Genomic DNA, 12,232 nt, shown 5'->3' on the forward strand with positions numbered 1-12,232 from the left:
GGGGGCAAGCCCTTCCAGTGGCGCACAACTTCACGCCGCCCACCACGTGAAGGTAAAAGCAACGTTGCAGAGACTATGCCTTCAAGTTTCGAAGTCAATAGCCGATGTCGTGTGACTTTATGAGCATGAAGAGGTCGCTTGAGTTCATATGTTGAACACAGAGCTTTCAGCGGAGCCGCTGGCTGATCACCTTCGAGACGCCGTCGCCCTGCATGGACACGCCGTACAGCGCGTCCGCGACCTCCATCGTCCGCTTCTGGTGCGTGATCACGATCAGCTGCGAGGACTCCTGGAGCTCCCGCATGATCCGGATCAGCCGCTGGAGGTTGGTGTCGTCGAGCGCCGCCTCGACCTCGTCCATCACGTAGAACGGGCTGGGCCTGGCCTTGAAGATCGAGACGAGCAGTGCCACGGCGGTCAGCGAGCGCTCCCCGCCGGACAGCAGCGAGAGGCGCTTGACCTTCTTGCCCGGCGGGCGGGCCTCCACCTCGACGCCGGTGGTGAGCATGTTGTCCGGGTCGGTGAGGACCAGCCGGCCCTCGCCGCCCGGGAAGAGCCGCGAGAAGACGCCCTCGAACTCGCGGGCGGTGTCGCGGTACGCCTCGGTGAAGACCTGCTCGACGCGCAGGTCGACCTCCTTCACGACCTGAAGCAGGTCCGTACGGGTCTTCTTCAGGTCCTCCAGCTGCTCCGAGAGGAAGCGGTGCCGCTCCTCCAGGGCAGCGAACTCCTCCAGGGCCAGCGGATTGACCTTGCCGAGCTGGTGGTACGCCCGTTCGGCGGCCTTCAGCCGCTTCTCCTGCTCCGAACGGACGAACGGCCGCGGCCCGATGTCCGAGGCCTCCGGGTCCCCCTCCGCGGTCGGCGACGGGGGCACGGGCTGGTCCGGGCCGTACTCGGCGACCAGGGCGGTCCCCTCCACGCCGAACTCCTCCAGGGCCTTCGCCTCCAACTGCTCGATCCGCAGCCGCTTCTCGGCGCCGAGCACCTCGCCCCGGTGCACCGAGTCGGTCAGCTTGTCGAGCTCGGCCTTGAGGTCCCGGCCCCGGGCCCGGGCGGCCGTCAGACCCTGCTCCCGGTCGGCCCTCGCCGCCTCGGCCACCACCCGCTCCCGCTCGGCGCGGACCAGGGAGACCTCGACATGGGCCAGGAGGGCGCGGGCACCGGCGGCGACCGCGCCCGCGACGCGCTCCTCGTGGCGCAGCCGGGCCCGGCGCTGCTCGGCACGCGCGCGTGCCTCCCGTTCGGCGCGGGCGGCCCGGTCGAGCGAGTCGGCCCGTCCGGCGAGGCCCTTGACCCGCTCCTCGTGGGTACGGACCTGGAGCCGCGCCTCCATCTCGGTCTGGCGCGCGTTGGAACCGTCGATCGCGAGCCGGTCGCGCAGGGAGGTGTCGGGCTCGTCCTCGGCTGGCGTCTCCTCGGCCACGAGGAGCCGTTCGGCGAGTTCCTCGGCTTCGTCGGTGGCCTTCTCCAGGGCCTCCTGGGCGCGGGCGGCGGCGGCCGCGGTCCGCTCGGCCTCCCCGGCCGCTCCCCTGGCCTGGCCGGCGAGCCTGCCGAGCCGCTGGGCGACGGCGGACCGCTCGCGCTCGCCGGCGCGGCGGCGGGTGTCGAGCTCCTCGACGAGGGACGCGGCGGTACGGCGCCGCTCGTCGGCCTCGGCCTGTGCGGCGGCGAACTCCTCGCACCGCACGGCCAGTTCGTCGAGCTCGACGGCGGCTTCGGCGACCGAGGCCTGGACTTCGAGGAGGCTGGGCGCGGCGGCCGAGCCTCCTTGCGCGAAGTGCGCCCCGAGCAGGTCGCCTTCGGCGGTGACGGCGGTCAGCTCGGGCCGGGCCCTGACGAGTTCGGCTGCCTCGTCGAGGTCGCCGACGACCACGATCCCGGCGAGCAACCGACGGACGGCGGGCAGGAGTTCGGCGGGCCCGCGGACCATCTCTGCGGCGTACGGGGGTCCTTCGGCCGGCAGCGCGGGCCGCGGCTCGGGGGCTCCGGCCAGGATCAGGGTGGCCCGGCCCGCGTCCTGCTTGCGCAGCAGGCGCAGGGCTTCGGCGGCGGCGGAGGGTCCTTCGGCGGCGAGCGCGTCGGCGGCCGCGCCGAGGGCGGCGGCGACGGGGATCTCGTATCCCGGGGTGACGGTGAGGAGTTCGGCCGCCGGGCCGAGGAGTCCGGTGAGCCCCGCGGAGAGCAGGGCGCCGGTGCCGTCTTTGCGGCGGAGCCCGAGGGCGAGGGTGTCGTGCCGGGCCCGGGTGGCGGCGCGGCGGCGTTCGGCGGTGGCGGCGGCCTCGCGGGCGGCGCTCAGCGCGGCCTCGGCGTCGACGAGTTCGCGGCGGGCGGCCTCGTACCGCTCGCTCTGCTCGGTGTCCTCCGCGTCGAGGCCGTCGACCTCGGCCTTGAGCTGCTCGTACTCCTCCTGGGCGGCGGCCGCGCGCTCCGCGGCCTCGTCTCGGGCGGCGCCGAGCCGGTCGATCTCGGCCTGGGCGGAGGCGGCGCGCGAGCGGGCCGCGTTGACCTGGCCGTGGAGCCGGGCGAGGCCCTCGCGGCGGTCGGCGATGGCGCGGGCCAGGTCCTTGAGGCGGCGCTCCTCGGCCGCGAGGGTCCGCTCCAGGTCGGACCGGTGGGCGACGGTGTCCTCCAGGGCGCGCTCGGCGGCCTCCAGGGCGGCTTCGAGCTCGGCCTCCTGTTCGCGGACGCGGGCGGCCTCCCGCTCCAGGTCCTCCGGGTCGCGCCCGCGCCGTTCCTCGGCGGGTGCGGTGGTGGCGCTCTTCACGCGCGCGTCGGCCAGGGAGACGGTGCCGCGGACGCGTTCGGCGAGCTGGGAGAGGGCGTACCAGTTCTGCTGTGCGCGCTCCAGGCGGGGCACGAGGGTGCGGGCCTCCGCTTCGAGCTCGGCCTCCTTGCCGAGGGCGGCGCGCAGCTCGGCCTCGGTGGCCTCCTTGCGGGCGAGCAGGGCCGCCTCGTCGGCGACCTCGGCCGTCAGCGCCTCCTGGAGGCGGACGAGGTCGTCGGCGAGGAGGCGGAGCCGGGCGTCGCGCAGGTCGGCCTGGATGACGACGGCGCGGCGGGCGACGGCGGCCTGCCGGCCCAGTGGCTTGAGCTGACGGCGGAGTTCGTCGGTGAGGTCCTGCACGCGCGCGAGGTTCGCCTGCATCGCGTCGAGCTTCCGCAGCGCCTTCTCCTTGCGCTTGCGGTGCTTGAGGACGCCGGCGGCCTCCTCGATGAAGGCGCGGCGGCCCATCGGGTCGGCGTGCAGCACGGAGTCGAGCTGTCCCTGCCCGACGATCACGTGCATCTCGCGGCCGATGCCGGAGTCCGAGAGCAGGTCCTGGAAGTCGAGCAGCCGGCAGGTGTCGCCGTTGATCTGGTACTCGCTGCTTCCGCCGCGGAACATGATCCGGGTGAGGGTGACCTCGGCGTAGTCGATGGGCAGCGCGCCGTCGGAGTTGTCGATGGTCAGCGAGACCTCGGCGCGGCCGAGCGGAGGGCGCCCGGTCGTGCCGGCGAAGATGACGTCCTCCATCTTGCCGCCGCGCAGCGACTTGGCGCCCTGCTCGCCCATGACCCAGGACAGGGCGTCCACCACATTGGACTTGCCCGAACCGTTCGGGCCCACCACACACGTGATTCCCGGTTCGAACCGCAGCGTGGTGGCCGAGGCGAACGACTTGAATCCGCGGAGGGTCAGGGCCTTGAGGTGCACCCCGGGGACTCTACCGGGGCACGTGCGTTTCGCCCGCGATCGCGTGGGGCAGATCCTCGGATGAGGAGGGGTGGACGCGGGGGAAACAGCGGGTGAAAGAGAGAAGGGACGCCGAGGCGCCCCTTGCAGGTCCAGCCGTCGTGCACGTGCGTCGTTCCGCACGATCAGCTGTGTGGGTGTCCGGCTGCGCCGACGAGAATGCTTTCCACCTGGCCCCTGGGGGCTGGGTTGTCAGGTGAGCGCAGGCTCTGCCTGGGGTACGTCGAGGTCGATGCTGTTCAGCAGCGACTCTCCCTGGTGCTGAGCGGCGGCAGCGGCGAGCGTGTCGTTCTCGGACTGGATCCGTACCAGCTCGGATTCGAGGTCCTGGACACGCTGCTGAAGCCGTCGCATCTCGGCGAGGAGTCGCGGGTCGGAGCCGCCGACGTAACCGAGAAGCGCCTTTGCCATGATGGATGGTCCTCCACAATGAGTGACCGACCGAAGCGGTGTGGGTCGTGAGGGATTCGCACCCGCGGTGCTCGGCAGTACTGCTTGTCGTGCCGGTTCCACTGCCAAACAGCTAAGGTGCGCGGGGATTCCAGCGTCTCACCAAAAAGTTTGACGGTCAACACGATCACGCCCGTTTGAAGGGCTACCGAGGAGTCCACGGCCGCTCAGGGGGCGGCGGGGCCTTCGAACTCGGTGCCTCGGGGGCGTCGCGATCATCCTTACCGGGCAGCCTTGCACGACCGGCGCGACTTGGCAACCATCAGGCGGTTCGCTGGTCACACCCCTGTTACCGCGCGTCCGCCCGGTGCCGCTCTCGGTCACCGGGCGGGGTTTCGGAGCGTGATCGTCAGCGGATGGCGAAGCTGTCGTAGCCGCCGCGCGGGGTGTCCCAGATCTCAGTGACACCGTCCACACGTCCGGGTGTGTCGTCGGACTGGAGCCAGTCGAGCAGACGGTGGCAATTCTCACGCGGCCCCTCGGCCACGACCTGCACCCTGCCGTCGTCGAGGTTCAGGGCGAAGCCCACCAGGCCGCCGATCTCCAAGGCGTTTGCCCTGGTGAACCAGCGGAAGCCCACTCCCTGTACCCGGCCGCGCACCCAGGCGGTCATCCGTACGTCGTCGCTCATGGCTGCACGCTAACGGGCGGATTGCCAGATGAGCACATCGCCCCTGCTTCTCATGGCGTACAGTCCCGACCGAACACGCCTCACCCGTTCGGGGGCGCGCCGTTCGACTGTCGATCCGGAACGGTACCGACAGCAAAGATCAGCAAAGCGCCGCAAAGAATCCGGCGAAGATCCGCGAACACCAGCAGAGGAAGGCAGAGCAGATGGGACGCCACCGTCGCTCCGGCGCCGCACCCGCCGCAGAAGATTACGCGGCCGGTTCGGGCCGCCCGCACCGGGGTGCCGGCCGCCGTCGGCCGGTGCGCACCGGCCTGCTCGGCGCCTCCGCGGCGGTCGCGGTCGGCGCCGTCGCCGTCGCCACGGGGCTGCTCCCCGGCGGGGACACGTTCACCGTCGGCAGCGCCGGCACGAGCGAGCGCCAGGTCCAGACCCGGCAGGCCCCGGAGCTGACGACGCAGGGCGGAGCCACGCAGACTCCGACCGATACGGGCACGGAGGCGAGCGCCGACAAGGCCCGCACCGCTCCCTCGCCCTCGGCGACCCCGTCCAGGAAGCCGAGCCCGAAGCCGACGCCGACCCCGACGAAGACACAGACGAAGACGCCCACGGCGAAGCCCACACCGACCAAGGTCTCGGCCGCGCCCACGACGAAGGCGCCCGCGCCGAGGCCGGCCCCGACCACGGCGGCACCGACCCAGAAGACCACGGTCACCTCCACCGCCGACCGGGGCGACGCCGCCGAGGCCGAGGTCCTGCGCCTGGTCAACGCCGAACGCGCCAAGGTGGGCTGCACCCCGGTCCGCGCGGACGCGAAGCTCGCGTCCCTCGCCGGCGCGTTCAGCGCGGACATGGCGGCCCGCGGCTTCTTCGACCACACGGACCCGGACGGCGACACACCGTGGGCCCGGGCGGAGCAGGCGGGCGTCACAGGCATGGGCGGCGAGAACATCGCGCGCGGCCAGGTGGACGCGGCGGCGGTGATGGCGTCCTGGATGAACAGCGACGGCCACCGCGCCAACATCCTGAACTGCGACTTCACCACCCTGGGCGTAGGCGTCGTCTTCGGCGACGGCGGCCCCTGGTGGACCCAGGACTTCGGCTACTGAGCCGCCGGACACGAAAGGGCCCCGTCACCGTGGAGGTGACGGGGCCCTTTCGTGTGTGCGTGGGGGTCAGGCGGCGGCCTTGCCGGCCGCGAAGGTGCGGGCCGTCAGGGCGACGCGGCGGCCGAGGTGTTCGGCGGTGGCGACGTCGGCCTTGTGGACGCCCTCCGGGCCGAGGTCGTTGTGGGTCTGGGCGCCGGCGCCGGAGAAGAAGCCGAGGCGGTTGAGGTCGTTCTCGGAGGCCTCGCTGGTGTTCCAGCCGGGCTTCAGGCCGAGGTTGACCCAGGTCATGCCGTGCTGGCCGGCGAGGGTCTGGAAGAACTGCAAGGTGTGTCCCTTGTCGCCGCTCTTGGAGCCGGAGTTGGTGAAGCCGGCGGCGAGCTTGTCCAGCCAGGCGTCGGTGAACCAGCGCTTCGAGGTGGCCTCGGCGAACTGGTGGAAGGCGCCGGAGGCGGTGCCCATGTAGGTCGGGGAGCCGAAGACGATCGCGTCGGAGGCGTCGAGCAGCTCCCAGTCGGCGTCGGTGATCTCGTCGACCTTGACCAGGTGGACGGTGGCGCCCGCGTCGGCGGCGCCGTCACGGACGGCCTCGGCCAGGACCGCGGTGTGGCCGAAGCCGGAGTGGTAGGCGATGGAGACGACGGGGGTGGTCACAAAAGGCTCCTCGAAGAGGCGTTCGGGGTGATGACCAGAAGTAGAGCACTAACTTTTAGAAAGCGCAAGCAGATGGTTAGCGCACGCATGGCAGTAAGCGCTGCGTCCGAGTACGGTGGGGGCATGACTGACGACCTCGCCTACGACGTGTTCGCGCGCGCCTGCCCCTCGCGCGGCACGCTGGAGCACGTGACGGGCCGCTGGGGCAGCCTGACCCTGGGTGCGCTGCACGGAGGGACGTTCCGCTTCAACGAGCTGCGGCGCCGGGTCGACGGCGTGAGCGAGAAGATGCTGTCGCAGACCCTGCACGCCCTGGAGCGCGACGGGCTCGTCCACCGCGAGGCGCAGCCCACGAACCCGCCGCGGGTCGACTACCGGCTCACCCCGCTCGGCCGCGAGGTCGCCGAGCGGCTCATGGGTCTGATCGAGCTCGTCGAGGGCCGGATGGACCAGGTGATCGCGGCGCGCGAGAGTTACGACTCCGAGCGCGCCGGGGCCGTCACGCCGTAGCGCGCGGCGGGCGCTGGCAGCGCGGGCAGAAGTAGCTGGACCGGTTCATCCACGCCCGTCGCCGCATCGGCGTACCGCAGCGGTGGCAGGGCTCGTCCTCGCGTCCGTACGCGTCCAGGGAGCGGTCGAAGTAGCCGGACTCGCCGTTGACGTTCACGTACAGGCTGTCGAAGCTGGTGCCGCCCGCGTCGAGCGCCGCGTTCATCACGTCCCGGACATGGCCGAGCAGCTCGGCCGAGCGCGGCCGGGTCAGGGTGGCCGTCGGCCGGTCGTAGTGCAGCTTGGACCGCCAGAGCGCCTCGTCGGCGTAGATGTTCCCGACGCCGCTGATCAGCGACTGGTCGAGCAGCGCCCGCTTGACGGTGGTCCGGCGCAGCCGCAGCGCGCTCTGGAAGGCGGCGTCGTCGAACTCGGGGTCCAGCGGGTCGCGGGCGATGTGCGCGATGACGTCCGGGAGCCCGTCCGGGGTCTGGTCGTGGAGCGAGAGGCCGCCGAAGGTGCGCTGGTCGACGAAGCGGAGCTCGGTGCCGGCGGAATCGTCGAAGCGGATGCGGATGCGGAGGTGCTTCTCGTCCGGGGAGCCCTCCGGCTGGACGAGGAGCTGACCGCTCATGCCGAGGTGGCCCAGGACGGAGGTCCCGGTCTCCGCCAGCGGCAGCCACAGGTACTTTCCGCGCCGCCTCGCCACCTCGAAGCGCTGCCCCTTCAGCCGGGCCGCGAAGTCCTCTCCGCCCGCCGGATGGCGCCGCACGGCCCTCGGGTGCAGCACCTCGACCTCGGTCACGGTGCGTCCGGCGACCCAGCGCTCCAGACCGCGCCGTACGACCTCGACCTCGGGCAGCTCGGGCACGGGACTCCTCCGGACGGAACGCATGACGGACGGGACGCATGACGGACTGGGCCATGACGCACGGGGCGCATGACGCACGGGGCGCATGACGCACGGGGCGCATGACGGACAGGGCGCATGACGACGTGACGCACGACGCACAGGTACCAGCGCTTTCACCCTACCGGCCCAGAAGAAGGCGAGAACCCCGCCCGGAAGTCCGGTGCGGGGTTCTCGTGGAGCTGGGGAAGCGGGCCGGGCGTCAGGCCGATGCCCGGCCGGCGGTCGGAGAGGGGTCGGCGACCTCTCCCGTGCCGGCGTCGGCCGCGGCCTTCGCCGCCGCCGCGCGCTCGTCCGCGGCCGCGCGGATCGCGCGCCACGCGGACTCTGCCGCCTGCTGTTCCGCTTCCTTCTTGCTGCGGCCGGTGCCGGTGCCGTACGAGACACCACCGACGCGGGCGGCAGCAGTAAAGGTCTTCTCGTGGTCCGGACCCTCTTCGGAGACGAGGTACTCCGGCACACCCAGCCCCTCGGCCGCGGTGAGCTCCTGGAGACTGGTCTTCCAGTCCAGGCCGGCACCGAGGTTCGAGGACTTCTCGATCAGCGGGTCGAAGAGCCGGTGCACCAGCTCGGACGCCGCTTCGAGACCCTGGTCGAGATAGACCGCGCCGATCACCGCTTCAAGGGTGTCGGCAAGGATGGACGCCTTGTCCCGGCCGCCCGTGCCCTCTTCGCCCCGGCCGAGCCGGATGAAGGAGCCGAGTTCGAGGCCGCGGCCGACCTCCGCCAGTGCACGCGAGTTGACCACCGCGGCCCGCAGTTTGGCCAGCTGGCCTTCCGGCAGATCGGGGTGGGTGCGGTACAGCGTGTCCGTGACCACCAGGCCGAGCACGGAGTCCCCGAGGAACTCCAGACGCTCGTTGGTGGGCAGACCGCCGTTCTCGTACGCGTACGAGCGGTGGGTCAGCGCACGCACCAGAAGGGCGGACTCGAGCTGATACCCGAGCCGCCCTTCCAGAAGCGTGTGGGACGAGGCTGCGCTGATGTTCTCAGACATCGTGCCTCTCACCAGCCACTCAGACCGAGAGGACCTGGCGCTTGTTGTAGGTGCCGCAGCTCGGGCACGCGATGTGCTGCAGCTTCGGCTCCTGGCAACGCTCACACGAAACCAGGGTGGGGACCGCAGCCTTCCACTGCGACCGGCGGTGGCGCGTGTTGCTGCGCGACATCTTCCGCTTCGGAACAGCCACGGCTACTTCTCCTGCTTCTCGGCGGCGCTTCGGACGTCCCCGTCAGAGGCTTTGCCGCTCATGTTGTCCTTCTCATCGGTTCCCAGCGAACCGGCGAGTCCCTGCAGTGCCGCCCAACGGATGTCGACGGCATCATGGTGGTGGTCCGGGTTCTCGTTCAGGTTGGTTCCGCACTCGGAACACAGCCCCGCACAGTCCTCCCGGCACACCGGCTGCATCGGCAGTGCGAGCACCACCGCATCACGCAGCACGGGTTCGAGGTCGAACATGCCGTCCTCGAGGGGGATCATGTCCTCGTCGTCCTCGGCTTCGTCGTCCGCGGCCGCCTTGGAGCGGCCCCGGTCGTCGGAGTCGGGGTACGAGAACATCTCCTGGAAGTCCACGTCGAGCTCCAGCTCGACGGGCTCCAGACACCTTACGCACTCCCCCTCGGCCGATGCACGGGCGGTGCCTGTGACAAGCACCCCTTCCATGACCGACTCAAGACGGAGATCGATTTCCACCGGGGAGCCCTGGGGCACTCCGATGACTCCTTCGACGCCGAGCGCAGCGGAGCCACCGGGCGCCTCGACCGAACGCGAGAGCCGCTGCAGGGCACCAGGACGCCGCCCCAGCTCGTGTGTGTCGAACACGAGGGGATTGCGGTGGTCGAGGCGCGTACTCAGGGCTCTTCCTGCTTTCGGATCGTTCTGCGGCGTAGAGGGGGCTGCCAGACGTGGGCAGCAAGGATCGCGGACATAGCGCGACCGAAGAGCCAGGATACTGGACGCTTCGCTCAGGGCCCAATCCGGGCCCCGTGCCCCTTACTGTCCCTGTTCGTACCGGCGCAGCTGCTCCAGGTCGATCATGCTCGTGTCGAAGAAGCTGGTCTCGTCGAGCGCGGCGGCCTGCTGCGGCTGGACCTGCGGGGCGTACTGCGGCTGCTGTTCGTAGCCGTACTGGCCCTGGTACGCGTAGGGGTCCTGCTGCTGGTACCCGTAGGCGTCCTGCTGCTGGTACCCGTAGCCGGGGTCCTGCTGCGGCTGCTGGTAGCCGTACGGGTCGTGCTGCGCGGGGATCTGCGGGGCCTGCGGCTGGGGCTGGGGCTGGTGGGCCGGCTCGGGATCGGCGAGCTCCGCGAGCCCGGCCAGGTAGTCCGCGTCGCTGGTGTGCACCGCGCCGCCCAGGCCGTCCTGCGCGGCCATGTGCTCGCCGAGGTCGTCGGTGGCGATCCGGCCGTGCAGCTTCTGCCGGCCCCGGCCGACGGCCTCCAGCGTCTTGCTGAGGACCGCCTCGAAGGCGCCGAGCTTGGCGTCCACGTACGCGTCGGCCCGCTGGATCAGGGTCTGCGGGTCGGAGCTGTACTCCGGGGCGTCCGCGTCGGCGTAGCCGTCCTGGTCGAGGCCCGGGCCGCGGCCGAGGAGCTTCTCGCGCCCGCGGTCGACGGAGCCGATGGTCTTGTTGAGGACGACCTCGAAGTTGGCGAGCTTGGAGTCGACGTAGTCGTCGGCCTCGGCCCGTACCTCCTCGGCCTCGCGGCGGGCCTCGGAGAGGATCCGGTCGGCCTCCTCCTGCGACTCGCGGGCGACCTGCGTGTCGGAGACGATCGAGCCCCGCTCGGCGTGGGCGGCCTCGATGATCCGCTCGGCCTCCTGGCGGGCCTGCTCGACCATCTGCTCGCGGCCGCCGATCAGCTCCCGGGCCTGGGCGAGGGAGCCGGGCAGGGCCTCTCGTACCTCTTCGAGCAGCGAGAGCAGCTCGGCGCGATTGACCACGCAGGATGCCGACATGGGCATGGAGCGGGCGCCCTGCACGGTCGCGACGATCTCGTCGAGCTTCTTCTGCACGTCCACCTGGTGCTCGCCACTCTCTACAGCTGGATGGAGACGGACGGGACGACTGTAAGGGCAGTCGGCGCCCGTCCGACACCAGGTGACGGAGCGTCAGCGGCGGTGGCCGCGCGTCACTTCCGCGCGAGCCGCTCGGTCAGCCGGGGAAGGACCGTCGGCGGGACCAGGTGCGAGACGTCGCCGCCCCAGGCGGCGACCTCCTTGACCAGCGAGGAGGAGAGGAAGCTGTACGTCGGGTTGGTGGGGACGAACAGGGTCTCCACGCCCGAGAGGCCGATGTTCATCTGGGCCATCTGCAGCTCGTAGTCGAAGTCGCTGACCGCGCGCAGGCCCTTGACGATCGCGGGGATGTCGCGCTGCTTGCAGAAGTCGACGAGGAGTCCGTGGAAGGACTCCACCTCGACGTTGCCGAAGTCGGCGGTGACCTCGCGGATCAGCTCGATCCGCTCGTCGACCGTGAAGAGGCCCTTCTTCGACTGGTTGATCATCACGGCCACGTGTACGACGTCGTACAGCTTGGAGGCGCGGGCGATGATGTCGAGGTGTCCGTTGGTGATGGGGTCGAATGACCCCGGACAGACGGCGCGGCGCAACTTGGGTCCCTCGCTCTCCGGTCCGGTCATCGTGCGTCTTCGCACGTAGAGGCGGCGCGACCGTACCAAAACGTTCCCTCGCCGTAGCGACGGGACCGCAGGGGTTCGAAGCCTTCGGGCCAGCCGAATTCCCCGCCTCGGGTGCTGCGCTCCACGGTGACGAGGGCATCCTCGCTCAGCCAGTCCCCGGAGCGCAGTGTGAGGAGAATCTCGCGAAGATCGGCGTCCGTGACCGCGTAGGGCGGATCGAGGAAGACGAGGTCGTACGGCTCGGCCGGGGCCGGTCCCGTCACGATCTGCTCGGCCTTGCCGGTGCGGAGTTCGGCGCCGGGCAGGCCGATCGACCGGACGTTGTCCCGGATCGTCTTCGCGGCGCGGGGGTCGGCCTCGACGAGGAGGGCGTGGACGGCGCCCCGGGAGAGCGCCTCCAGGCCGACGGCGCCGGAGCCCGCGTACAGGTCGGCGACCCGGGCCCCTTCCAGGCCGTGGAACGACTCCCAGGTGGAGAAGAGGCCTTCCCGTGCCCGGTCGGAGGTGGGGCGGGTGCCGTTGCCGGGGGGCACGGCCAGGCGCCGTCCGCCGGCGGTACCGGCGATCACGCGGGTCATCGGTGTCCTCGTCCTGCGTCGTCCAATGCGTACGTCCCA

13 protein-coding genes are annotated in these 12,232 nt (G+C 71.1%); 2 read left to right on the plus strand and 11 right to left on the minus strand.

The window, feature by feature from the left end; all coding sequences use genetic code 11:
- Positions 1–166: 166 nt before the first annotated feature.
- From smc to AC07AW_RS00625, 3 genes are all read right to left on the minus strand, one after another.
- Entirely contained in the window at positions 167–3,697 is a 3,531-nt protein-coding gene (gene smc / locus AC07AW_RS00615) for a chromosome segregation protein SMC (protein ID WP_478813368.1), read from the minus strand.
- Positions 3,698–3,928: 231 nt separating this feature from the next.
- Positions 3,929–4,147: a hypothetical protein gene (locus AC07AW_RS00620; RefSeq protein WP_030690660.1), complete on the minus strand. Its 219-nt coding sequence runs from the start codon at positions 4,145–4,147 to the stop codon at positions 3,929–3,931.
- A 388-nt stretch (positions 4,148–4,535) separates the two neighbouring features.
- Complete coding sequence (locus AC07AW_RS00625) at positions 4,536–4,817, minus strand: acylphosphatase (RefSeq protein WP_392156874.1); 282 nt, start codon at positions 4,815–4,817, stop codon at positions 4,536–4,538.
- 203 nt (positions 4,818–5,020) lie between these two features.
- On the opposite strand from AC07AW_RS00625, the gene AC07AW_RS00630 reads away from it, so the two are divergent.
- A complete protein-coding gene (locus AC07AW_RS00630; RefSeq protein WP_478813369.1) occupies positions 5,021–5,923 on the plus strand; it encodes a CAP domain-containing protein in 903 nt (300 codons plus the stop codon).
- Between the two features lie 66 nt (positions 5,924–5,989).
- On the opposite strand, the gene AC07AW_RS00635 is transcribed toward AC07AW_RS00630, so the two are convergent.
- Positions 5,990–6,574, minus strand: a complete 585-nt coding sequence (locus AC07AW_RS00635; RefSeq protein ID WP_478813370.1) for a flavodoxin family protein — start codon at positions 6,572–6,574, stop codon at positions 5,990–5,992.
- Positions 6,575–6,697: 123 nt separating this feature from the next.
- On the opposite strand from AC07AW_RS00635, the gene AC07AW_RS00640 reads away from it, so the two are divergent.
- Positions 6,698–7,084 (plus strand): winged helix-turn-helix transcriptional regulator, encoded by a 387-nt coding sequence (locus AC07AW_RS00640; protein WP_478813371.1) that lies wholly within the window; start codon positions 6,698–6,700, stop codon positions 7,082–7,084.
- On the opposite strand, the gene mutM is transcribed toward AC07AW_RS00640, so the two are convergent.
- The 7 genes from mutM to rsmD all read right to left on the minus strand — a co-directional run bounded on the left by mutM (position 7,074) and on the right by rsmD (position 12,193).
- The gene (mutM, locus tag AC07AW_RS00645; RefSeq protein ID WP_478813372.1) at positions 7,074–7,934 is read right to left on the minus strand and encodes a bifunctional DNA-formamidopyrimidine glycosylase/DNA-(apurinic or apyrimidinic site) lyase; all 861 of its coding nucleotides are present in this window, start codon (positions 7,932–7,934) and stop codon (positions 7,074–7,076) included. The two genes, AC07AW_RS00640 and mutM, sit on opposite strands and share 11 nt — an antisense overlap.
- A gap of 241 nt (positions 7,935–8,175) precedes the next feature.
- The gene (gene rnc / locus AC07AW_RS00650) at positions 8,176–8,970 is read right to left on the minus strand and encodes a ribonuclease III (RefSeq protein WP_362647671.1); all 795 of its coding nucleotides are present in this window, start codon (positions 8,968–8,970) and stop codon (positions 8,176–8,178) included.
- A gap of 19 nt (positions 8,971–8,989) precedes the next feature.
- A complete protein-coding gene (gene rpmF / locus AC07AW_RS00655) occupies positions 8,990–9,163 on the minus strand; it encodes a 50S ribosomal protein L32 (RefSeq protein WP_015036448.1) in 174 nt (57 codons plus the stop codon).
- Between the two features lie 2 nt (positions 9,164–9,165).
- Entirely contained in the window at positions 9,166–9,828 is a 663-nt protein-coding gene (locus tag AC07AW_RS00660) for a YceD family protein (RefSeq protein ID WP_478814358.1), read from the minus strand.
- A gap of 138 nt (positions 9,829–9,966) precedes the next feature.
- Complete coding sequence (locus tag AC07AW_RS00665; RefSeq protein WP_478813373.1) at positions 9,967–10,995, minus strand: ATP synthase F0 subunit B; 1,029 nt, start codon at positions 10,993–10,995, stop codon at positions 9,967–9,969.
- A gap of 110 nt (positions 10,996–11,105) precedes the next feature.
- Positions 11,106–11,585, minus strand: coding sequence for a pantetheine-phosphate adenylyltransferase (gene coaD / locus AC07AW_RS00670; protein ID WP_179199946.1), 480 nt, complete (start codon positions 11,583–11,585; stop codon positions 11,106–11,108).
- A gap of 26 nt (positions 11,586–11,611) precedes the next feature.
- The gene (rsmD, locus tag AC07AW_RS00675) at positions 11,612–12,193 is read right to left on the minus strand and encodes a 16S rRNA (guanine(966)-N(2))-methyltransferase RsmD (protein ID WP_478813374.1); all 582 of its coding nucleotides are present in this window, start codon (positions 12,191–12,193) and stop codon (positions 11,612–11,614) included.
- Positions 12,194–12,232 lie beyond the last annotated feature (39 nt).

It is taken from the genome of Streptomyces sp. NPDC044003, assembly GCF_056435185.1.

Coding starts and splice junctions, on each gene's coding strand:
- rsmD (WP_478813374.1), bottom strand. CDS start 12,193: ATGACCCGCGTGATCGCCGGTACCGCCGGCGGACGGCGCCTGGCCGTG.
- AC07AW_RS00625 (WP_392156874.1), bottom strand. CDS start 4,817: ATGAGCGACGACGTACGGATGACCGCCTGGGTGCGCGGCCGGGTACAG.
- AC07AW_RS00640 (WP_478813371.1), top strand. CDS start 6,698: ATGACTGACGACCTCGCCTACGACGTGTTCGCGCGCGCCTGCCCCTCG.
- AC07AW_RS00630 (WP_478813369.1), top strand. CDS start 5,021: ATGGGACGCCACCGTCGCTCCGGCGCCGCACCCGCCGCAGAAGATTAC.
- AC07AW_RS00620 (WP_030690660.1), bottom strand. CDS start 4,147: ATGGCAAAGGCGCTTCTCGGTTACGTCGGCGGCTCCGACCCGCGACTC.
- rnc (WP_362647671.1), bottom strand. CDS start 8,970: ATGTCTGAGAACATCAGCGCAGCCTCGTCCCACACGCTTCTGGAAGGG.